Origin of the sequence: Pseudomonas haemolytica, assembly GCF_009659625.1 — a bacterium.
Classification (GTDB): domain Bacteria; phylum Pseudomonadota; class Gammaproteobacteria; order Pseudomonadales; family Pseudomonadaceae; genus Aquipseudomonas; species Aquipseudomonas haemolytica.
The window spans coordinates 321,074-341,234 of record NZ_VOIW01000005.1; the positions used below are offsets into that span (position 1 = coordinate 321,074).

Annotated in this window: 20 protein-coding genes, 1 tRNA gene and 1 pseudogene; 13 read left to right on the top strand and 9 right to left on the bottom strand. The window is 58.0% G+C overall.

Features of this window, described 5'->3' with window-relative positions; translation table 11 throughout:
• The first annotated feature begins 109 nt into the window (after positions 1-109).
• Positions 110-2,173, top strand: coding sequence for a maltose alpha-D-glucosyltransferase (treS, locus tag FRT59_RS18070; protein ID WP_153872064.1), 2,064 nt, complete (start codon positions 110-112; stop codon positions 2,171-2,173).
• Between the two features lie 88 nt (positions 2,174-2,261).
• Here treS and FRT59_RS18075 read toward each other — a convergent pair whose 3' ends face one another.
• Positions 2,262-2,690, bottom strand: coding sequence for a glycine zipper domain-containing protein (locus tag FRT59_RS18075; RefSeq protein WP_034119762.1), 429 nt, complete (start codon positions 2,688-2,690; stop codon positions 2,262-2,264).
• Positions 2,691-2,920: 230 nt separating this feature from the next.
• Here FRT59_RS18075 and FRT59_RS18080 point away from each other — a divergent pair, with 230 nt between their 5' ends.
• Positions 2,921-3,379, top strand: coding sequence for an Hsp20 family protein (locus tag FRT59_RS18080; protein WP_034119760.1), 459 nt, complete (start codon positions 2,921-2,923; stop codon positions 3,377-3,379).
• A 49-nt stretch (positions 3,380-3,428) separates the two neighbouring features.
• Here the strand turns inward: FRT59_RS18080 and FRT59_RS18085 are convergent, their stop codons facing one another.
• Complete coding sequence (locus tag FRT59_RS18085; RefSeq protein ID WP_153871902.1) at positions 3,429-4,325, bottom strand: LysR family transcriptional regulator; 897 nt, start codon at positions 4,323-4,325, stop codon at positions 3,429-3,431.
• A gap of 318 nt (positions 4,326-4,643) precedes the next feature.
• On the opposite strand from FRT59_RS18085, the gene FRT59_RS18090 reads away from it, so the two are divergent.
• From FRT59_RS18090 to FRT59_RS18120, 7 genes are all read left to right on the top strand, one after another.
• On the top strand, positions 4,644-7,208 hold the full coding sequence (locus tag FRT59_RS18090; protein ID WP_153871903.1) for a bifunctional diguanylate cyclase/phosphodiesterase: 2,565 nt from the start codon (positions 4,644-4,646) through the stop codon (positions 7,206-7,208).
• A gap of 180 nt (positions 7,209-7,388) precedes the next feature.
• A complete protein-coding gene (gene pstS / locus FRT59_RS18095) occupies positions 7,389-8,420 on the top strand; it encodes a phosphate ABC transporter substrate-binding protein PstS (RefSeq protein ID WP_034119747.1) in 1,032 nt (343 codons plus the stop codon).
• Between the two features lie 75 nt (positions 8,421-8,495).
• Positions 8,496-9,464: a phosphate ABC transporter permease subunit PstC gene (pstC, locus tag FRT59_RS18100; protein WP_034119746.1), complete on the top strand. Its 969-nt coding sequence runs from the start codon at positions 8,496-8,498 to the stop codon at positions 9,462-9,464.
• Positions 9,461-10,354: a phosphate ABC transporter permease PstA gene (gene pstA, locus FRT59_RS18105; protein ID WP_153839654.1), complete on the top strand. Its 894-nt coding sequence runs from the start codon at positions 9,461-9,463 to the stop codon at positions 10,352-10,354. The genes pstC and pstA overlap by 4 nt, the downstream gene beginning before the upstream one ends.
• 76 nt (positions 10,355-10,430) lie before the next feature.
• Positions 10,431-11,192 (top strand): phosphate ABC transporter ATP-binding protein PstB, encoded by a 762-nt coding sequence (gene pstB / locus FRT59_RS18110; RefSeq protein ID WP_043047778.1) that lies wholly within the window; start codon positions 10,431-10,433, stop codon positions 11,190-11,192.
• Positions 11,193-11,247: 55 nt separating this feature from the next.
• Positions 11,248-11,946 (top strand): hypothetical protein, encoded by a 699-nt coding sequence (locus FRT59_RS18115; protein ID WP_153871904.1) that lies wholly within the window; start codon positions 11,248-11,250, stop codon positions 11,944-11,946.
• Complete coding sequence (locus FRT59_RS18120) at positions 11,946-12,572, top strand: hypothetical protein (protein WP_034119743.1); 627 nt, start codon at positions 11,946-11,948, stop codon at positions 12,570-12,572. The genes FRT59_RS18115 and FRT59_RS18120 overlap by 1 nt, the downstream gene beginning before the upstream one ends.
• 28 nt (positions 12,573-12,600) lie before the next feature.
• Here the strand turns inward: FRT59_RS18120 and FRT59_RS18125 are convergent, their stop codons facing one another.
• Positions 12,601-13,068 (bottom strand): MerR family transcriptional regulator, encoded by a 468-nt coding sequence (locus FRT59_RS18125; protein ID WP_233094230.1) that lies wholly within the window; start codon positions 13,066-13,068, stop codon positions 12,601-12,603.
• A 93-nt stretch (positions 13,069-13,161) separates the two neighbouring features.
• Here FRT59_RS18125 and FRT59_RS18130 point away from each other — a divergent pair, with 93 nt between their 5' ends.
• Complete coding sequence (locus FRT59_RS18130) at positions 13,162-13,800, top strand: NAD(P)H-dependent oxidoreductase (RefSeq protein WP_153871905.1); 639 nt, start codon at positions 13,162-13,164, stop codon at positions 13,798-13,800.
• A 112-nt stretch (positions 13,801-13,912) separates the two neighbouring features.
• Here the strand turns inward: FRT59_RS18130 and FRT59_RS18135 are convergent, their stop codons facing one another.
• Together FRT59_RS18135 and FRT59_RS18140 are read right to left on the bottom strand one after the other, a co-directional pair.
• Positions 13,913-14,416, bottom strand: a complete 504-nt coding sequence (locus tag FRT59_RS18135) for a YkgB family protein (protein ID WP_153871906.1) — start codon at positions 14,414-14,416, stop codon at positions 13,913-13,915.
• A gap of 174 nt (positions 14,417-14,590) precedes the next feature.
• A complete protein-coding gene (locus tag FRT59_RS18140; protein ID WP_153871907.1) occupies positions 14,591-16,039 on the bottom strand; it encodes a serralysin family metalloprotease in 1,449 nt (482 codons plus the stop codon).
• A gap of 570 nt (positions 16,040-16,609) precedes the next feature.
• Here FRT59_RS18140 and FRT59_RS27285 point away from each other — a divergent pair.
• Positions 16,610-16,726: pseudogene (locus FRT59_RS27285) on the top strand (tail assembly protein); the annotation flags it as partial.
• Positions 16,727-16,892: 166 nt separating this feature from the next.
• Positions 16,893-17,369 (top strand): DUF3757 domain-containing protein, encoded by a 477-nt coding sequence (locus FRT59_RS18145; RefSeq protein ID WP_153871908.1) that lies wholly within the window; start codon positions 16,893-16,895, stop codon positions 17,367-17,369.
• Here FRT59_RS18145 and FRT59_RS18150 read toward each other — a convergent pair.
• Positions 17,361-18,047 carry an SOS response-associated peptidase family protein gene (locus FRT59_RS18150; RefSeq protein ID WP_153871909.1) on the bottom strand — a complete coding sequence of 229 codons (687 nt, stop codon included), beginning with the start codon at positions 18,045-18,047 and terminating at the stop codon, positions 17,361-17,363. The two genes, FRT59_RS18145 and FRT59_RS18150, sit on opposite strands and share 9 nt — an antisense overlap.
• Before the next feature lie 266 nt (positions 18,048-18,313).
• Positions 18,314-18,400 (bottom strand) — tRNA-Leu (locus FRT59_RS18155).
• A gap of 224 nt (positions 18,401-18,624) precedes the next feature.
• Here FRT59_RS18155 and FRT59_RS18160 point away from each other — a divergent pair.
• Positions 18,625-19,101: a hypothetical protein gene (locus FRT59_RS18160; RefSeq protein ID WP_153871910.1), complete on the top strand. Its 477-nt coding sequence runs from the start codon at positions 18,625-18,627 to the stop codon at positions 19,099-19,101.
• Positions 19,102-19,171: 70 nt separating this feature from the next.
• Here the strand turns inward: FRT59_RS18160 and FRT59_RS18165 are convergent, their stop codons facing one another.
• Positions 19,172-19,453 carry a hypothetical protein gene (locus FRT59_RS18165; protein ID WP_153871911.1) on the bottom strand — a complete coding sequence of 94 codons (282 nt, stop codon included), beginning with the start codon at positions 19,451-19,453 and terminating at the stop codon, positions 19,172-19,174.
• A 142-nt stretch (positions 19,454-19,595) separates the two neighbouring features.
• On the bottom strand, positions 19,596-20,123 hold the full coding sequence (locus FRT59_RS18170; protein ID WP_034119674.1) for a DinB family protein: 528 nt from the start codon (positions 20,121-20,123) through the stop codon (positions 19,596-19,598).
• Between the last annotated feature and the right edge of the window lie 38 nt (positions 20,124-20,161).

A 20,161-nucleotide genomic window follows, 5' to 3' on the forward strand; every position in this document is an offset into this window, starting at 1 on the left:
ACACTGCTATCGGGAGCAAGCCCCCTCCCACAATTTCGATGCAACGAATGGAGCGCACGCCCCTCATATGCTTACGAGTAACCTTTTCATGACCACAGGTATCGAGCTTATGACCGCGGCGAACAACGACCATGTGAACTGGCTGGTGCAACAATCCATGCTGCACGCGGCGCGGCAGCGGGCCAGGCTCTACTCCGGCCAGGGCCGCTTGTGGCAGCAGCCGTACGCACATACCCGCCCGCGTGATGCTTCAGCCTTGTCATCGGTGTGGTTCACCGCGTATCCGGCGTCGATTGTCACCCGCGAAGACGGCACGGTGCTCGAGGCGTTGGGGGATGAAAGCCTGTGGCATGCTTTATCGAAAATCGGCATCCAGGGCATTCACAACGGCCCGCTGAAAAAGTCCGGTGGTTTGTCTGGCACCGAGCACACCCCGACCATCGACGGCAACTTCGACCGCATCAGTTTCGACATCGACCCGCAACTGGGCACCGAGGCACAGTTGCAGGCGTTGACGCGCATGGCCGCCGCGCACAATGCGGTGATCATCGACGATGTGATCCCGTCCCACACCGGCAAGGGCGCGGATTTTCGCCTGGCGGAAATGGCCTATGAGGACTACCCCGGGCTGTACCACATGGTGGAAATCCGCGAGGAAGACTGGCCGTTGCTGCCTGACGTGGCCGAGGGCCGTGATGCGCAGAACCTCAGCCCGCTGCAGGTGGACGCGCTGCGTGACAAGCACTACATCGTCGGCCAATTGCAACGGGTGATCTTCTTCGAGCCCGGCGTCAAGGAAACCGACTGGAGCGCCACGCCAGTGGTGGTCGGCGTGGATGGCAAACCACGGCGATGGGTGTACCTGCACTACTTCAAGGAAGGCCAACCGTCGCTCAACTGGCTTGACCCTTCGTTCGCCGCGCAGCAGATGATCATCGGTGACGCGCTACACGCCATCGATGTGATGGGCGCGAAGATCCTGCGCCTGGACGCCAACGGCTTTCTCGGTGTGGAGCGCAAGCTCGATGGCACGGCCTGGTCGGAAAGCCATCCGCTGTCGATCACCGGCAACCAGTTGCTCGGCGGGGCGATTCGCAAGGCCGGCGGGTTCAGCTTCCAGGAGCTCAACCTCACGGTGGACGACATCGCCTCCATGTCCCACGGCGGCGCCGACCTGTCCTATGACTTCATCACCCGGCCTGCCTACCAGCATGCGTTGTTGATGGGCGATACCGAATTCCTGCGGCTGATGCTGCGCCAGATGCACAGCCTCGGCATCGACCCAGGTTCGTTGATCCATGCGCTGCAGAACCACGATGAACTGACCCTGGAACTGGTGCACTTCTGGACGCTGCACGCCCATGATACGTTTCTTTTCCAGGGCCAGACCTTTCCCGGCAACATCCTGCGCGAGCATATCCGCGAGCAGATGTACGAACGCCTGACCGGCGAGCACGCACCGTATAACCTCAAATTCGTCACCAACGGCGTGTCCTGCACCACTGCCAGTATCATCACCGCTGCCCTCGGCATTCGTGACCTTGAGGCGATTACTGCGGCTGATATCCAGCAGATTCGCCAGATTCATTTGCTGCTGGTGATGTACAACGCCATGCAGCCTGGGGTGTTTGCCTTGTCCGGCTGGGACTTGGTAGGCGCGCTGCCGTTGGCGGCCGAAGAGGTCGCGCATCTGATGGCCGATGGTGATACCCGTTGGATTCACCGTGGTGCCTATGACCTGGTGGACCTGAACCCTGACGCCGAACTATCGGCAGGGCAAATGCCCCGCTCGAAAAGCCTGTATGGCAGCCTCAACAGCCAATTGCAGGACCCGGACTCGTTTGCCTCCCAACTGCAAAAAATCCTCGCCGTGCGCCGCGCCTACGACATCGCCGCCAGCCGCCAGATCCTGGTGCCGGACGTCGAACATCCAGGCTTGCTGATCATGGTTCACGAACTGCCGGCCGGCAAAGGCACGCAAATCACCGCACTGAACTTCGGCGCTACTCCGATCACGGAAACCCTGCACCTGCCCGACATTGCGCCAGGGCCAGTGGTGGACATTATCAATGAGCGAGTGGAGGGCGACCTGACCGCCGAGGGTGAATTCACTATCACCCTGGATGCCTATGAAGGCTTGGCGTTGCGGGTGGTGAGCAGCACGCCGATGTAGGGCAGGTGCAGGGCTCGGACAAGCCGGGTCAAAGGCTCCCTACGGCCCTTGACCCCGGCAAGTTTGCAATCAGAACAGCATCAGACGATCAATGGCGCTTATTCTTGTGCTTATGCTTGTTACCTTTGTGCTTTGCGCCACCTGAACGATGACTGCTCTCGTCATCGGCAAGGTTATTACCCAGCGCGCCGCCCGCTGCGCCGCCCACACCCGCGCCGATCGTCGAACCGGTGGTGCCGCCCAGGCGATTGCCAATCAGCGAACCACCTGCAGAACCCAAACCGCCGCCAATCGCCGCTTCGGTTTTATTGCCCTTTTGCGCGCCAACCGCGCCACCGGCGGCGCCACCCACGCCTGCACCGATGGCCGCGCCGGTCGACCCACCGAGCTGTTGGCCTACCACATTGCCCAACGCGCCGCCGACACCGCCTCCCAGCGCGGCAGTGCCATCTCCGGCGGCCAAGGCCCCTTGGGAAATCAGGATGCCCAATGCCAGGGCAGGGAATGTCATGTTCATTTTTGTGTACCTCAAGGGCTGTCTCAGGCGCTCACGGGTTAAAGCACGCCTGACTTTCAGATTAGAGCACACGCGCTGTCATTGCGGTTTTCTGCGATAGCCATTTACGCAAGATAAAATTTTTGTGCAGCCCTCTTGAATTCCTTTTTCGCGTCCATAAATTTTTGATCACGTGATGCCGAACTCGGGTCGCGTACTAAATCACTTGGAGAAACTCAGGAGATTTTAAAATGGCTACTACCCTTTCGTTGGCCCCACTGTTCCGTCAATCGGTGGGTTTTGATCGCTTCAATGACCTGTTCGAGTCGGCGCTTCGCAGCGAGGCTCCGAATTCCTATCCACCTCATAACGTGGAAAAGCACGGTGATGACGCGTACCGCATTGTCATCGCAGTCGCTGGCCTGACTGAGGAGGATCTGGATATCCAGGTCGAAAGGGGCGTGTTGACGGTTTCCGGCGGAAAACGCGAAACCGACGATAAGGTCGCTTACCTGCACCAGGGCATTGCCCAACGCGCGTTCCGGTTGTCGTTCCGCTTGGCGGACCATATCGAAGTGCGTGGCGCAGCCTTGACCAATGGTTTGCTGAGCATCGACTTGCTGCGTCAGGTGCCTGAAGAGGCCAAGCCCAAACGCATCATGATTGGTGGCGAGGCCAAGCCTGACCTGCGTCAGGTCAGTGTGCAGTAACGCAATCGGCGGTAAGAAGGCGCTCTACGGAGCGCCTTTTTTTTGCGCGTCAGACCGAGCTCTTGACCGCGAACAACTTCCTGGCCTCGGCAAAACACTTCTCGGCAATGGCCGAGCGCGGTTCGGTCTTGCGCATCACCATGCCCAGCGGTGCGAGTACGCTGGCGTCCGGCAGGTTGATGAACGCCAGGTTTTCGATCGGGCTTTCCAGGCCACTGTCCAGGGGCATGATTGCGCAGCAGAACCCTTCGCGGATCGCCTGGAACAGCTGATAGGTCGAATCGCTTTCGAGGATGGGCTGGGGGTCGAGCCCGCGGCTGCGGAAGCTCAGGTCGATGGACTTTCGGTAGTGCATGCCAGTGCTGATCATCCCCAGGGGCAGTTCGGCGGCGTCTTCCCAGCTCATTTCCGTGCCTTCGAAATGGAAGTGGCGGGTGTCGTACAGCAGGCCGACGCGGGTCTCGCCCAGTTCGAAAAACTCCAGGTAGTTGGCGTTTACATGGTCCAGATAGCACACGCCCAGGTCCAGTTGGTTGGTACCCAAGGCTTCGATGATCTTGTCCGAGCTCATGGAGGTCAGGCTGAACTTGAGCTCCGGGAAGGTGTGGGACAAGCCCTGGATGTAGCTGATCGGATTGAAGCCGCTCAGGGGCACCAGGCCCAGGCGCAGGTTACCGACCAACTGGCCTCGGCATGCAGCGGCCTCGGCAAACAAACCGTCATGGGCGGCCAGCAAGGTTCGGGCCCAGGCCAGTACGCGTTCACCGGCCTGGGTGAAACCCTCGAAGCGCTGGCCGCGGGTGACCAGTTCCAGGCCCAGCTCATCTTCCAGGTTGCGCAGGCGCATCGACAGGGTCGGCTGGGTGATATGACAGCGTGCGGCAGCCTGGCCGAAATGCCGGGTCTGCTCCAGCGCGATCAGGAATTTAAGTTGCTTTATGTCCATTAAGGCACCTGCCTGGGAATAAGTTAAAAGCCGTCGAAGGCGCAAGGGGCTGGGAACCCGCGTAAGCCGGCGAATGATGAACAGACGACCTTATTGTAACGCCAGGCGCGTCTACCCGGTGGTGCTTGCGCCTGTTCAACCATTATTCGGCGTTCGCCCTGTTGTCGGTGGTGGGCGTGCCTCAAATGTCCATTTTTCAGGAAATCTCAGGTCTTTTGAAAAAGTGTCTATCTTCTAATAGCAAGCAATGGCGCACCCGCATGTGCGCCGTGTGATTTTCAACGCGGGTATGTAGCTTGCCCATGCATCTGGAGCACGATGGAAACGCTCAGCCCTGGTCCCAAGCCTCTTGCGCAGGTAAGCGCCTCCAGCCTAGCGGCAGCACGGGCAGCCTTGCTCGCTTGGTCGGCATTGTTGTTAGCGATGTTTCTGTTGGTGGGGGTGTTGTTGATCTCCATTGCACACCACCTCAACGTTGATGCCGGTAAACACGCCCGGCTCGACATCGACAACGCCTTGATGTCGGATGAAAAGGCCGCGGCTTCTGCGGTCAAGGACTACGCGTTCTGGGGCGATGCCTACCAGCATCTTCACCAGACAATCGATGTGGAGTGGGCTTTCGTCCGGCAAAACATCGGCTCTACGTTATTTACCGACCTGGGGTACCAAGGAGTCTTTGTCGTCGATCCCACCGGGCGTACGGCGTACGCGGTGATTGACGGGCAATTGCAGTCGGTCGCGGCGCAGGATTGGCTGCATTCATCGATCGACACGCTGCTGGTCCAGGCCCGAAAAGCCGCCGCTGACGGCAAGTCCCTCAGCCGCTTGGTCAACGTTGATGGCGTACCTGCGGTGCTGGCAGCCGCTGCGCTGACCCCGGGCACCGACCCGAACGTGAAGGCCGCTAGCGGGCCAGCGTCGGTGCTGATCTTCGTTTCCAAGCTGGAGCCGGCACGCCTGGAAGCGCTGGGCCGTGATTTTGGCGTGGAGGGCCTGCGCGTGGTACCGGCAGGCGTGCGCCCGACAACCGTACCGACCATGGAACTGCGTGACAACGCAGGCTTAGTGCAATGGACCTCAGACGACCCGGGCCAACAACTGTTGGTCCTGGTGGTGCCGCTGGTCGCGGTCGCCGGTCTGCTATTTGGCCTGATGACCTGGGTCATTCAACGTCGGACCCTCGCAGCGGCGCGGCTCATGGACAGCCATTACACAAGCTTGCAAGCCAGCCGTGCGGCCTTGGCGATCAGTGAAGCGCGCTTTCGCGATGTGGCCGAGGCCGCCTCTGACTGGATTTGGGAGGTCGATGCCGAACTGCGTTTCACCTACCTGTCGGAGCGCTTTGAGGCGATCACCGGTCTCGCCCGGGCGCAGTGCCTGGGGTGTACGGTGGATGAGGTGCTGACGTCCGAGCAAGGCCCGTTATCTATCTGGTTCAAGGAGCATGCCCATCGCACCCATGCGACCGTGCAATGCAATTACCTGGCAGGCGACGGCCAGGCACGCATCTGTCGGCTGTCGGTACGTGAGATACCCGGGCAGGGCTATCGAGGCACCGCCAGCGACATCACTGAAGAAGTCGAATCCCGGCGGCGCATTGAATACCTGTCGCAGCACGACGCCTTGACCGGGCTGGCCAACCGCACGCGTATGCAAGAGTTCCTCGAAGGCAAACTCAAGGCCTCACCGACTCTGGAGCGCCCGTTGGTAATGCTCAGCGTCGATCTTGACCGCTTCAAGCCGGTCAATGACCTACTGGGGCACGCGGCGGGTGATCAGGTGCTCAACGAAGTGTCCCGTCGCTTGCAAGGCTGCCTGCGGGGCGACGACCTGGTCGCGCGCATTGGCGGGGATGAGTTTGTGCTGGTGGTGGCGAACATGAGCTCTCCCTCGGAGGTGGAGACGTTGTGCAGGCGCTTGATCGACTGTATCGAGTTGCCGTTCTCCATTGCCGAGCACGAGGTGTTCATCAGCGCGAGCATCGGTATTGCCATGGCTCCGGCCGATGCAATCCTCGCTGAAGAGCTGCTGCGCTACGCCGACATTGCTCTCTACGATGCCAAGGACGGCGGCCGCAATACCTGGCGCTTTTATGCCGGCGACATGAACGCGCGCATCATTGAGCGGCGCCAACTTGAAAGCGACCTGCGCCACGCGATCAAGAACGAGGAACTGCGCCTGGATTTCCAGCCGCGCTATCGCATTGAAGGCACGCGCCTGGCCGGCGCCGAGGCGCTGGTGCGCTGGGAGCATCCGCAGCGTGGGTTGCTGGGGCCGGAGGTGTTTATCCCGATTGCCGAGGAAACCGGGCTGATCCTGCCGCTGAGTCATTGGGTCTTGCACACGGCGTGTAACGCGGCCACGCATTGGCCTGAAGACATGATGATTTCCGTCAACCTGTCGCCCACCGAATTCCAGCGCGGGCACCTGGTGGCGCGGGTCAAGTCGGTGCTGGCCGACACCGGCCTGAACCCGGCACGGCTGGAACTGGAGTTGACCGAAAGTGTGATGCTCAACGACGAGAAGGTCGCCCTCGGCATCATGCAAAACCTCAAGGAGTTGGGCGTACGCTTGCTGATGGATGACTTCGGTACCGGCTATTCGTCCCTGAGTTACCTGCGCTCATTCCCGTTCGACGGCTTGAAGATCGACCGCAGCTTTGTCGATGGCTTGACGGCCAGCGGCGGCGATCATTCGATCATCCAGGCGATCGTCGGCCTGGGGCGGGCGCTGTCGCTGACGGTGACCGCCGAAGGCGTGGAAACCGACGATCAGCTCAACGCATTAAAGGATGTGCAGTGTGATGAAGCGCAGGGGTTCTATTTGAGCCAGCCGATCGATGCCCAGGCAATCAGTGAGCTGATTGGCAGCCTACCCAAGTAAGCTTCCTCGCCACAGCGGATGGCAGCATTCTAGACGCATTTTGTTACTAACCAAGCGCCTGAAAATACTTGGCTGTAGTGGCAAATAGGGACAAAACCGCGGTTTGCCACTCAATTTTCATAAAAATGTAACAACCCTGCTGCACAGTTCGGGAGCCCGTCACCACAACGAGTTCCTTTAATGAAAAGCTTGATGAAGTCTGCAGCACTGGCCGTTACGGTTTCTCTGTGTGCCTCCTCCGTGACATTTGCCGCCGAAAGCGTGCGCCTCACCGGTTCCGGCGCCAGCTTCCCTGCACCGATCTACCTCACATGGTTCAAGGATTTCAGCAAGAAGACCGCTGGCGTCACGGTGGATTATCAATCCAAGGGCAGCGGCGCAGGTGTGCAGGACTTCCTGAATAAAACCGTCGATTTCGCCGCCAGTGACTCGGCCATGAAAGACGAAGACATCGCCAAGGTGGCTGAAGGCGTGCAGTTGCTGCCGATGACCGCGGGGGAAATCGTGCTGGCGTATAACCTGCCGGGCAATCCCAAGGGGCTCAAGCTGCCACGCGATGTTTACTCCAATATCTTCCTGGGCAAGATCACCCGGTGGAACGACCCACAGATCGTTGCCGCCAACCCGGACCTGAAGCTGACCGACACGCCGATCACCGTGGTGGTGCGTGCAGATTCCAGCGGCACCACGGCGGTATTCACCAAGCACCTGGCGACCATCAACCCTGAGTTCAAACAGGCGCTGGGGGAGGGCAATACCGTCAATTGGCCGGCCAGCGACAAGTTCATCAAGTCGCCCAAGAACGATGGCGTGACCGCCACCGTGCGTCAGACTCCGGGCGCTATTGGCTACATCGAATACGGCTTCGCCAAACTGGCCAAGGTTGACTTTGCCCAGTTGCAGAACAAGGCCGGCCAGTATGTGGTGCCGAACGCCGAGAGCGGTGCCGAGGCCCTGGCGGCGGTGAAAATGCCGGAAAGCCTGGTGGCCTGGTTGCCGGACCCGGACGGTGCCAAGTCCTATCCGATCACTTCCTACACCTGGATGATCTTCCGCAAGGACAACGGTAACCCGGCCAAGGCCAAGGCCATGCGCGAAATGGTCGAGTACAGCCTGACCGAGGGGCAGAAAATCGCTGACTCGATGGGGTATATCCCGCTGCCGCAATCGGTCGTCGATCAGGTGCGCAAAGCGTCCGCCAACATCCAGTAACACCCGTGAGGCCGCTCTCGGCGTGTGCTGCCAGCCATGCCGGGAGCGTTTCCCCCCTTGTTCCGGAATTAGCCAATGATCAAACCTTTCGTCGTACCGGTTAACCCGGATTCTGCCTGCCAACCGCCCTCCACAAAGGATTTCCTGGTTGATCGCACCTTCCGGGCGCTTGCGCGAATTGGGGTGGTACTGATTCTGGCGTTGGTCGTCGCCTTGGTATTCGAGGTGGGACGCAAGGCCCTTCCGGGTATGGAGAAGCACGGGTTCGACGTGCTTTTTGGCAGTGTCTGGGACGTTAACCAAGGCAAGTACGGCATTTTGCCGGCCATTTGGGGCACGCTCTACAGCGCCTTGATTGCGCTGCTGATTGCCGGCGTTTTCGGCGTCAGCATGGCGATTTTCCTGACCCAGGATTTCCTGCCGGCGAAGCTGGCGGCCGTATTTCGTACCATCGTCGAATTGCTCGCGGCCATCCCAAGCGTGGTGTATGGCCTGTGGGGCATCTACGTGGTGATCCCGGCCATTCGGCCACTGACCACCTGGTTGAACAGCGAGTTGGGTTGGATACCGTTTTTTGGCACCTCCTTGAGTGGCCCGGGGCTGCTTCCGGCGGCGCTGGTGCTGGCGATCATGATTCTGCCGACGATTGCCGCCGTTTCCCAGGACGCGCTGACCAGCGTGCCGATGAAAACCAAGCAGGCCGCCTATGGCATGGGCACCACTCACTGGGAAGCGATTCTCAAGGTGATGGTGCCATCCGCCGCCACCGGCATTTTCGGTTCCCTGGTGCTCGGCCTGGGTCGCGCCCTGGGTGAAACCATGGCCCTGGCGATGTTGGTGGGCAACGCGAACAACATTTCGCTTTCGCTGTTCGCACCGGCCAATACTTTGGCTGCCTTGTTAGCGCTGAACTTCCCCGAAGCCGGACCCAACGAGATCGAAGTGTTGATGTACGCGGCTCTCGTGCTGATGTTCATCACGCTGCTGGTGAACGTCCTTGGCTCCATGATCATGCTCTACGCCCAGCGGGGTACTAAACAATGACTAACCTCACGTCCCCTGTCAGCGCGGTGCCGAGCCTGCAGCGCAAGTTCGAAGGGCGCGCGTTGCGCAGCCTGGTATTGACCACGCTGGTCTGGCTCGGCGCGCTGCTCGCCAGCGTGCCGCTGATTTCCGTGCTCTACATGCTGATCACCCGTGGCGGCGCACGCCTGAGCCTGGAGGTGTTCACCGAACTGCCGCCCACCGGCTTCGAGACCGGCGGCGGTTTCGGCAACGCGATGGCAGGCACCTTTGTGATGGTCGGTATCGCTGCCGCCATCGCGGTGCCGGTCGGCATCATGGCCGCCATCTTCCTGGCCGAACTGGGGCCGGACAGCAAACTGGCGAACACCGCACGCTTTGCCGCCAAGATGCTCACAGGCCTGCCGTCGATCCTGGCCGGGGTGTTTGCCTATGCGCTGGTGGTGATGACCACCGGTACCTACTCGGCACCCGCGGGCGGCGTGGCCCTCGCGGTACTGATGCTGCCGATTGTCGTGCTGACCGCTGAAGAGTCGATGCGCATGGTGCCCAAGGTCATGAAAGACGCCGCGTACGGCATGGGCTGCACCCGTTCGCAGGTTATCTGGAAAATCATCTTGCCCACCGGCCTGCCGGCGATCCTCACGGGCGTGATGCTCGCCGTGGCACGTGCTGCGGGCGAAACCGCGCCGCTGTTGTTTACCGCGCTGTTCAGCAACTACTGGATCTACCACGACGGCGACCTGGCGGTCATGAACCCGACAGCCTCCCTGGCCGTGCTGATCTACAACTTCTCCGGCATGCCTTTCGACAACCAGCTTGAGCTCGCCTGGGCGGCCTCGTTGGTGTTGGTGATGATCGTGCTGGTCGTCAATATCGTCAGCCGTATCTTCGGCAAGCCCAAGTATTAAGAACGGGAGCATCTGAATTTTGAACGTATCAACTGCGCAAATAGCCGCTCCGTTTGTCACCCAGGCGCCTGTGGTCATGGACTGCAAGCTGGACCGGATCTTTTACGGCAACTTCATGGCGGTGCGTGACAGCCATGTGCCGATTGAAAAAAACAAGATCACCGGTTTCATCGGTCCTTCGGGCTGCGGCAAAAGCACGGTACTGCGCAGCCTCAACCGCATGAATGATCTGGTGAAGGGCTTTCGCTTCGAGGGCCACGTGCACTTCCTCGGCCAGGATGTGTATGGCAAGGGCGTCGACCCAGTGGTGGTACGCCGCTACATCGGCATGGTGTTCCAGCAGCCCAACCCGTTTTCCATGAGCATCTTCGACAACGTCGCCTTCGGCCTGCGCCTGAACCGCTACAAAGGCGACCTGGGCGACCGCGTCAAGCACGCCCTGCAAGGCGCTGCGCTATGGGATGAGGTCAAGGACAAGCTCAAGGTCAGCGGCTTGTCGCTCTCCGGTGGCCAGCAGCAACGGCTGTGTATTGCCCGCGCTATCGCCACCGAGCCGGAAGTGTTGCTGCTGGATGAGCCGTGTTCGGCACTCGACCCAATCGCTACCCGCCGAGTCGAGGAGCTGATGGTGGAGTTGAAGAAGGACTACACCATCGCCCTGGTGACCCACAACATGCAGCAGGCCATCCGCGTGGCCGACACCACGGCGTTTTTCTCGGTGGATATTTCCCAGGGCACGCGCACCGGCTATCTGGTTGAGATGGGCCCGACCACTCAGGTGTTTGGCAACCCACGGGAAAAAATGACCGAGGATTACATCAGCGGCAAATTCAGCTGAGCAATCAATATTCGATAAAGGCTGCACCTGTGCCAACGTCTTCCCGGGAATATCAATGTCTGTAACGCATCGTCTTGATTTGTCAGCGATTGAACGCGCTCTACGTAAAGTGCAGAGCCGCTTTGCCGAGCTCAGTACGCAGTTTACCGAGCCGCGCGACCCCTTGACCGACGAAGTGCTGCTCAATGTGCTTGAGGGTTATGCGCTGATTGACGACTATGTGGCCCGGGGTGTCGACCTGTTTGATCTTCATCAGTTGAACCTGATGCTGGAGATCAACGCCACGGTGCTGTGCGGTCGAGACCCGGCGCGCCGGGTGGAATACGCCCAGCACCTGGCCGCTACCGAAGAGCACTTCTTCAACAATGTTGAGGGTGGCATCAAGGACTTGTTCAATTGGTACAGCGCGTACCGCAGCGAGTCAGTCTGGAAGCGTGCGGCGGGTGTTTATGTGCGCATTCTTAGCAAGCCGCAGTTGTTCATCGAAGGCAACAATCGCAGCGGCTCGCTGATCGTCAGCTACCTGCTGATGCGCGCCGGTTTGCCGCCGTTCGTGCTGACACTGGAAAATGCCGAGGGCTACTTCAACCCGTCCTCGGTGATCCGCAACTCGGCCAAGCATGGCGTCAAGGCGTTGTATGAATTGCCCAAGATCAAGAAAAAGTACGCGGCTTTCCTGGAGGAACAGGCACCTGATCCAAAGGCGTTTTTCTTGAGCGACACACCGCAGCCCATCTATCAGGGAGGCCACTGATGCGTTGGTATCCAACACTTGCGGGCAAATGCCGAACGTCCGCCAGCCGAGTCGTACAAGCCTTATCCACGCGCGCGCTCACGCGCCCGCGCATACGTATTTCGTTTGATATCGATGACACGCTGGCCTGCCAACTCCATCACTCCGCCGTCGAAAGCAGCTGGCTCCCAGCCTGCGCCCATCGCTGGTGGGGCGAGCCGCTGCGTATCGGCACCCGTTCCCTGACCCGCGAACTGCGGCGCCAGGGCTGCAGTATCTGGGTCTACACCTCGTCCGGTCGGGCGCCTTCCTACATCAGGCGTTGGTTGATGCTGTACGGTATCCGGGTTGACGGGGTGGTTAACAGTGTTTTGCACAACGACGCCCTCACTGCGCACGGGCTAGCCAATACACCGTCGAAATTTCCCCCGGCCTTCGATATCGATTTGCATGTGGATGATTCAGAGGGTGTGCGCATTGAAGGGGATGATCACGGTTTTCGCGTAGTCGTGGTTGACCCGCAGGATGAGCAGTGGGCGCAGCGAGTGCTCGATGCGGTCGCGGGGGTTCAGGCGCAACTGGTCAGGCAGCAAATGCCCCGATATAGGGAGCCTGTGCAGCGAGGTGCAGAAGCTTTTTCTTCTTGAACTCCAGATTTCGCCGTATCGCGATTCTTCACTTGCTGCTAGCCATCATGTGCTTACTGCGCATGACTGCGGCTCGATCAGGCCGAAATCGCTCAATGCTGCGTGGGCAAGCGATTCCAGGGGCGGTGCCAGTGCGAAGGCTCTCTTCGAGGGTTCGCTTTAGCATCAACAACTCCTCACGCTGCACTTTTAGCGTGGTTTCGATTTGCTCTATCTCCTCCAGACGTACATTGATCTGCTCCAGAGTGAGGGATTTGGAGCAGCTCCCGTCATGAAGGAAAAGGCTACGAATGGTATCGAGAGAAAAGCCCAGTCTTTGCGCGTGGATCACGACTTCCAAGCGTTTAATGGTGGATTCGCTGTAATGGCGATAGTTGTTCATGTCGCGCGTGGGAGCGTCCAGCAGACCTTGCTCCTCGTAGTACCGTATTGCCGAAGCAGCAAGGCCTGTACGTCGCGCAATCTCGCCTATCTTCATTTTTTGCTTGACCTTCAAGTTGACTTTAATCGGCAGTATAAGCCGGAGCGTAATCCGGAAGAAATCGGATTGGGCTCAATGAAGACCGTTGAACTACGTGGGATATGAAGAATGAGCAAGATAACCGAGCTGCTGAATTGGCGTTATGCGACGAAAAGTTACGATTCGTCCAAGACAGTACCTGCTGAAAAACTGGAACGAATTCTGGAGGCGGTACGACTGACGGCGACGTCGAGCGGGCTGCAGCCATTTGAATTGCTGGTGGTGACCAACCCGCAAATTCGCGAAAAGATTAAGGCGGTCAGCTGGAACCAGTCCCAGGTTACCGACTGCTCTCATTTACTGGTGTTCGCCGCCTGGGATGACATCACGCCTGAGCGTGTCAACATGATGTTCGACCTGACCAACACGGTACGCGCTACTGTCAACCAAGGTTGGGAAGACTACCGTCAAATGCTTCTCGGTATAGTCGCCGAGCGTGGACAGGAGGCCAATTATCAAGCCGCTGCGCGTCAAGCCTATATTGGCCTGGGCTCGGCTTTAATCGCCGCGGCATTCGAGGAAGTCGACGCGACGCCCATGGAAGGTTTCGACCCATCGGCTGTCGATGACATTCTGGGGTTGGGAGCCAGGCATCTGCGCAGTGTGGTGCTCTTGCCTCTGGGGTACCGGGCAGCAGAGTCTGACTGGCTGGTAACCCTGAAAAAAGTACGGCGGTCTCGCGAGAATTTCGTAACCGAAATCAACTAGGGAGAACGTGCAGCCACCCCAGATTGCGGCGATTAATCTAAGTATTTGATCGTGAGTTCCTTTCCAATCACTGATCCACTTTCCATTGTAGTGGACCAGTGACCGTTTTCGGCTAGACCGCTGTACGCGCCGTATCACTCTGTTTGAGACGTATCGTTAGTTGTTGCGCCGCGTTTTTGAGCAGCACCAACGAGCCGGCCATCAACACCAGATCTTTGATCAGGAAAGAGGTGGCGCCGCCCATGGCTGGGAAACCACCTGCGGAAGCCTCCCAACCACCCGGAGTGGTTAGAAGCAGACTGGCGGTTGTCAGATAGGTAAGAGAAGAGGCTGCGGCAGCAATCAGCGCGATCCTCGGTGACCATGCGCCGATGGCCAGACCGAGACCGATAGTCCACTCCGCTGCGCCGAGAGCGTAACTTGCGCCCTGAGTGCCAAACGCTCCGTACATCCAAGAAAGGAGGGGGCTGTTACTGATCAGAGGGATCAATGCCTGGGCTTCGTAATCAAACCATTTTGTGTAGCCAAACATCAGGAATATCAAGACAAGCACCCAGCGCATGAATTCGATTTCAAACGACTGGCGAAGTAAGCGGGAATATAGTGATGAGAGCATGGGATTTCCTTAACGACTATGAGAGTTATAGACGTAGAGTTCCCTCGAAACGGTGCGTTACAGTTTTTGTGAAATTCTTTAAAAGTCCTAGGCGGGGGGCGGGGGGACTTGCGCTCCGCCAGTATTATCTTCTACTCCATCCTGAAGCGCGGCGCCGAAGCGCCGCGCTTTGTATCACGCCACGATGTCGCTGACGGCTGCCTGGCCGACGGTGGTGACGAGGAAATCCACCACGCCGTGCCCAGAGAAGTCCACGGCCAAGGTGCCCAGGTTGGTACCCGAGGCATAGCTCAGCACAGCATCGCCGGCATGCCCGGTGAATGCATTGACGAAGCTCAAGCCTGCACCTTTGGTAATGCCCGACAGGTCGATCTTGTCGGAGCCGGAGGTGAAGTCAAAGATCTTGTCCGCGGCCGATCGCGTGGAATCGGAAATGGCACCGTACACGAACGTGTCGTTGCCGGCGCCGCCCCATAATTGGTCCGCACCGCGACCGCCGTAGATGAGGTCGTTACCGCCCCCGCCCTTGATGAGGTTGGCGACCTGGTTACCAATGATCAGGTCGTTGCCCGCGCCGCCAAAGGCGTTTTCGACGGTCACGCCCTTGGCGATGGACACGTTGCCCACCAGGCCGCCAACGTCGGAAAACGAGGTCGCATTGAGGTTGATCTTCTGGTTCTGGGTGAAGCCGGAGAAGTCCAGGGTGTCGTTGCCGCCACCGTCCCATACCGAGAACACCAGCTTGTCGGCATTGGATGTGGCGCTGAGGAAATCACGCCCGGTGTTGGAGTTGAACCCGTAGGTGGTGTCACCGGCGCGGGTGCTGTAGTTGGCCCCGTAGAGCTTCTGGATCGCGGCGATGTCGTCAATCAGCGGGCCGGCAGCATAGGCTTCGACACCACCTTTACTGAAGTTCTGGTTGGTGTTGCTCTCGCTCCAGTAACTCATGACGGAGTAAGCATGTGTATCTTCGGCATATTTTGCGTCCGAATATGACGGTTGACCCACACTCGCGTCGTACGACCCTGGGTGCTGCAGTCCAAGCGTGTGACCAATTTCATGGGTCAACGTTTGACGACCATAATTGCCGTTTGCCGGTGTTAAGTTCTCTTGATAGTTTTGATTGGTGTAAAATAATGCATCACTATTTCCGCTATTGTTCGGATAGAATGCGAAAGCTGACCTGGCACCTCCATGCTGCATATCATTGCTGTAGTTGCCCAATGATATATGTGCGTCGCCACCGCTTCTAGATTCGATGAATGAGATGTTGGCGACGTCCGACCAGGATTGGAACGAAAGGGCTGCCTGGGATCTCTGTTGAGCGTTGAATGCACTGAAGCCAGAAACATTCTCGGCGGCGTATGCTTGAGTTTCTGATGTCAGAAAGCTGTAGGTGAAGTTGTATTTTCCATTGTGGTCGCTGTCACCCCAATAGTAACCTCCTCGTGTTATTTCATCCGCTGCCTGCGCAATGGTGTAAGACGGCTTTCCATATGGGGAATTAAATCCTCCTCGATCATAGGCGTGTGAAAAATTATAGAGTGCCTGGTACTCTTCACTTGTTCGAAATTGCGCCGAAGGGGTGAATGAGTTAACAAGGTTTTTCGCTACGATAGTCATATGTGTACATTCCTTCGTGTCCATTGATGTGGAGTGTTATATGCTTATCACGTTTTCGCGGCTTTCTTGTTGTGTTGATCTTTATAAAGGACTAGTGGGTTTAGTGTTATTTAAAAATTAAATATGATATATAACTTATTGATATACCCTATAAAAAATATAAGGGCGCTGTAGTCTGATGGTCAGGTGACTGATTTGATTGCGGGGAACTAACTCACGATTTTAAAGGTGCTCCAAGATGTGGCTGGCTCCGAGGGTGGCGTATTGATTGCTCGATATTAAGTGGAGATCGTTGTTCACTACGAATGGCAGAACCAGCCGATCTTCGGTGGGACGCCTGGCGCAACGCTTCAGCCGGGGCGCGACACCGGATATACGGTATTCACTGAGGGCTCTCAGTACTTCGTTGATATCCAGCCAAAGGGCACCGGCTCAGAGGCGAAGTATTACGTCGTGGTGGGTAATTGGATCGCAAATAAACGGCTGACCGCTCTGCAAGGCTGCTTGTAGCGGCACATCAAACTGTTCAAGGCTCGCTTCGGCGGGCCTTTTTATTGTCTGGGGAGTTTTATGGCGGCACTGGCAAGCAACTATCAGCCCATGACCACAGTTCTCCTATACGGCCAGCTGCGCCAATTCGGAAGGTCGTTCCGTCTTTCGGTAAGGCCACCTACGACGGCGACCAAGGATTGATCGCGTTGCAGGCGTGCCAGGCGTATGTGAGGCGGATATCACATGGGTCGCGGGGTTTCGTGGAAGTGAAAAAAGGAAAAATCTCGATAAATTTCAGACGTGTCCTAAATCTAAAGAGCCGGAGTACTGATAAAAAAGGCTTTTGTCAGAGTGCTAGTCCGTGCGTCTATTTGTCTTTAGAGGGTTTATTTTTTTGCAGTTGTTCGCAGCTCTTTCTGCGCAAGCGAATAGCCAGTACTTTGATATTCCGGTTTGGACCGGTGACGAAGAGTCATGCCCGACCCCTAGAAGCATACAGTTCAACGGTGAGGTATTTCGCTCGCCAGCCAAATCGGAAGGTGTTGATTGGGTCGGAGTGCTACCCGGCGACGGGATTGCTAACGTCGTGGAATTTGATAAAGCGGTTTTTGTCTTGACTGAAGAAAACTCCGAAACCCGCGGTTTTTTAATCAGCTGTATCTACAAAACAGTGGAGGAAAGGTATCTGAAAATGAGGCCAAATACTGGGAATAGGCATGATGAGATTATGTGGATTGTCAGGCCTTCTTCATGGAAGAGGTCGGGTGATTTTTCATCAACAAGAATTTTGGTGTGTGCGGACAAGGCCGAGCGCGGATGTGCATTTTTTTTAAAATGACGAAATGGGGGAGATAAGCTCTGGCCCTTTATTCCGCACGTTGCCTACAGCTGTGCCGACCTTGAACCACTCGAATACATCGGAAGGTTCGCCCTGGTGAAGTAATATCTGCTCGGCGCGTTCTTTGGGCGTCGCGGGGTCAAGCCATTCCCGGGCCACGCCTGCAGTCAGCACTACTGGCCGGCGGTCATGAATGTCCACCATGCCGCCGGCACTTTCGGCTGTGATGATCACGAAGCCGTCATCCTCGCCTGGGCCTTCATCGGCGTCTGGTAACTTCCCGATGGCAGCACAAAATATAGGGGCACCGTCTCTGCGGCGGATCAGGTAGGGCTGCTTCCTGGGGCTACCCGTATCCACCCACTCAAACCAGCTGTCGATAGGCGTGATTGCCCGGTGCGGCCAGATCGCGCGGAAGAACGGGCCGTGGGCGACTTTCTCAACGCGTGCATTGATCGGTGCGCCGCGATCTTTGGCCCAGTGCGGCCGCCATCCCCAGCGCACCGGATCTGCGTGTAGCAGGTCGCCCTGCAGGTGCAGCAGCGCAACGGCGGTCGTGGGTGCCACGTTGTACTGCTCGATAGGCTGATCACCAACAGAGTTCGCCAGGGCGTTGGGCATACTCAGCGCTGCAACGAAGTCGTGGATTCCCCGGTATTGTGAAAGTCTTCCGCACATGATCAGGCCCTCTAGTCATCCAATCAGACTAGCTGCCACTCGGCGCTTGAGCCTGATGAATTTCTTCGCCACATCCGCTCCGTTTCAATCAGTTCATCGATCGAGGTTTTGACTTGTCGCGATTGAGCCGACGATCTATAGGTGGAGTGGGATTGGCGTTAGTTCTGCAGGACGCCGGGGAGGATAATTGCGGAGCGGATTCTAAAATTGCGGAGCAGAAAAGATAAGGGCCTGCTCAGGTTTCCCTGGCAAGCCCTTGATATCTATGGTGCCCGAACCCGGAATCGAACCGGGACGCCCTTACGAGCGGGGGATTTTAAGTCCCATGCGTCTACCAGTTTCGCCATTCGGGCGGTAGCGCGGTGTAGCAGGGTTGGGAATATATAGATCCAGGCGCTTCGGCGCAACCTCCAAGCGCGCTTTCCTGCACACGGATACTCAAGAAAAAACGTGGCAGATCAGTGATCTACAGGGCCGCCGGGTTAGGTCCTGATGAATTCACGCGGCGTAGGAACAAGCCTCATAAATGACAGTCATAGCGATATGCCATCCCGGCAAATCGCAAAGGAATCAATAGATGCTCAGTGTCCGTAGGCGTTCTTGGATGATGGCCGCAGGCGTAGCGGGGCTGTTGGGTGTGGCAATGGCTGGCCCGGTGCAGGCGGGGAGTGCGGTGCGATGGGGGGAGTTCAGTGCGTCGTCGACAGACAGGTTGACGGGCGCCTCGGTGGAAGCGGGCAATACCTATGTGTTGAAGTCGTCGAGTATTTCCATCGGCGATATCGAGGCGCTGCAAGCTGGGCAGAAGCGTAGCGAAAGCGAGCTGCAAAGCCTGAAAACTACAGTTGAAGGCCAGGATCGGGCGTTTGACGAGTTCAAGCGTAAGGACGGGTCGAGCGCCAGCAGCAGTGACAGTCAGCTGTCGAGCCTCAAGCGCACGTTGGATGAGCAGAAAAGCACGATAGAGCGGCAGAAAGATGAGATCGACGGCCTCAAGCGCAGCCTGGACGATTTGAAGCGCAGTGTGGAGACGTTGAGCAATAAGGTGAAGTGACATCGAGGTCAAAGCACTGCCAAACGGGAGCAAGCTCGCTCGCCACGGTGAGCTTGCCTCGCTTCGGGATTTACACGAAAGGCTGTCCGCTGAAGCCCCGCGGCAAACGCTGCAGCCCCGGAAGATCTGTGAGGCGCTGGGTCCAGGCGCTGCGCCAGTCCGTGCTGGTGTGGACCTTGGCTTTACGCGAGGCGCGACGGGTGGCGTTGCGTTGGGTGCGGCGCGCTTCTTTGTAGGCTTCGGTATTGCGGCAGGTACGGCATTTGACTCGATTCAGCTCGGAGCTGGAGGGGAGGTTGGTGCCGTGGTGGCCGCAGGCTAAGTGCCCGGCGACCTTGAAGTGAATGACCATGTAAGCGTCTCCTTCTTGTGGGGTGCGCGCATTGGTAAAACTACAACGCACGCGGTGAGGGCGGGCTGCGAAAAATCCCGGCACCTGTAGTTACGACCTCGCGGGCGGAGCGGCGTTCGCTTGATACAGGCCTACGCCGTGTTCAATCGATCAGCGCCAGTAGGTCGGTAGTACCGACATCCACGCCCGCCTGGGTCAGCAGCGTCGTCACCTGGCCCCGGTGGTGGGTCTGGTGGTTGAAAAAATGCACCAGCAGGCCGAAGAACGGCTTCTCGGCGCCCACACCGCGCATGTTGTGATAACGCAGGCGCTGATCCAGATGGGACTCGTGCAGGCTGTTGGCCCAATCGACGATCAGTTGATCCAGCCAGGTGCGATGGGCCGAGAGCTCACCCAGGTTGGCGAAGGCCAATTGCTTGAGATCGGCGGGCGTAGCGATGGTACGTAACGGCACCAATGCCGAAAAGTCAGCCGGGTGCTCGGCAAAGCGCTTGAGCCAGACCGTGTCGCCCAGCATCAGGTGATTCAAGGTGCCTAGGATCGAGCCGAAGAACGCCTTTCGGTCCAGCGCTAATTCCTCGTCCGTCAACGTGCCGGCCGCGTCATAGACCTTGCGGTTCATCCATTGGTTGTAGTGGGCCATCAACGCAATGTGCTCGATACGGTTCACCTGGGTTCTCCCTCGACGGTGTGGTGGCGCAATCATAA

Bases quoted from the DNA above. Each gene is read 5' to 3' on its own strand.
- treS (WP_153872064.1), top strand. From the start codon at position 110: ATGACCGCGGCGAACAACGACCATGTGAACTGGCTGGTGCAACAATCC.
- FRT59_RS18075 (WP_034119762.1), bottom strand. From the start codon at position 2,690: ATGAACATGACATTCCCTGCCCTGGCATTGGGCATCCTGATTTCCCAA.
- FRT59_RS18080 (WP_034119760.1), top strand. From the start codon at position 2,921: ATGGCTACTACCCTTTCGTTGGCCCCACTGTTCCGTCAATCGGTGGGT.
- FRT59_RS18085 (WP_153871902.1), bottom strand. From the start codon at position 4,325: ATGGACATAAAGCAACTTAAATTCCTGATCGCGCTGGAGCAGACCCGG.
- FRT59_RS18090 (WP_153871903.1), top strand. From the start codon at position 4,644: ATGGAAACGCTCAGCCCTGGTCCCAAGCCTCTTGCGCAGGTAAGCGCC.
- pstS (WP_034119747.1), top strand. From the start codon at position 7,389: ATGAAAAGCTTGATGAAGTCTGCAGCACTGGCCGTTACGGTTTCTCTG.
- pstC (WP_034119746.1), top strand. From the start codon at position 8,496: ATGATCAAACCTTTCGTCGTACCGGTTAACCCGGATTCTGCCTGCCAA.
- pstA (WP_153839654.1), top strand. From the start codon at position 9,461: ATGACTAACCTCACGTCCCCTGTCAGCGCGGTGCCGAGCCTGCAGCGC.
- pstB (WP_043047778.1), top strand. From the start codon at position 10,431: ATGGACTGCAAGCTGGACCGGATCTTTTACGGCAACTTCATGGCGGTG.
- FRT59_RS18115 (WP_153871904.1), top strand. From the start codon at position 11,248: ATGTCTGTAACGCATCGTCTTGATTTGTCAGCGATTGAACGCGCTCTA.
- FRT59_RS18120 (WP_034119743.1), top strand. From the start codon at position 11,946: ATGCGTTGGTATCCAACACTTGCGGGCAAATGCCGAACGTCCGCCAGC.
- FRT59_RS18130 (WP_153871905.1), top strand. From the start codon at position 13,162: ATGAGCAAGATAACCGAGCTGCTGAATTGGCGTTATGCGACGAAAAGT.
- FRT59_RS18135 (WP_153871906.1), bottom strand. From the start codon at position 14,416: ATGCTCTCATCACTATATTCCCGCTTACTTCGCCAGTCGTTTGAAATC.
- FRT59_RS18140 (WP_153871907.1), bottom strand. From the start codon at position 16,039: ATGACTATCGTAGCGAAAAACCTTGTTAACTCATTCACCCCTTCGGCG.
- FRT59_RS18150 (WP_153871909.1), bottom strand. From the start codon at position 18,047: ATGTGCGGAAGACTTTCACAATACCGGGGAATCCACGACTTCGTTGCA.
- FRT59_RS18160 (WP_153871910.1), top strand. From the start codon at position 18,625: ATGCTCAGTGTCCGTAGGCGTTCTTGGATGATGGCCGCAGGCGTAGCG.
- FRT59_RS18165 (WP_153871911.1), bottom strand. From the start codon at position 19,453: ATGGTCATTCACTTCAAGGTCGCCGGGCACTTAGCCTGCGGCCACCAC.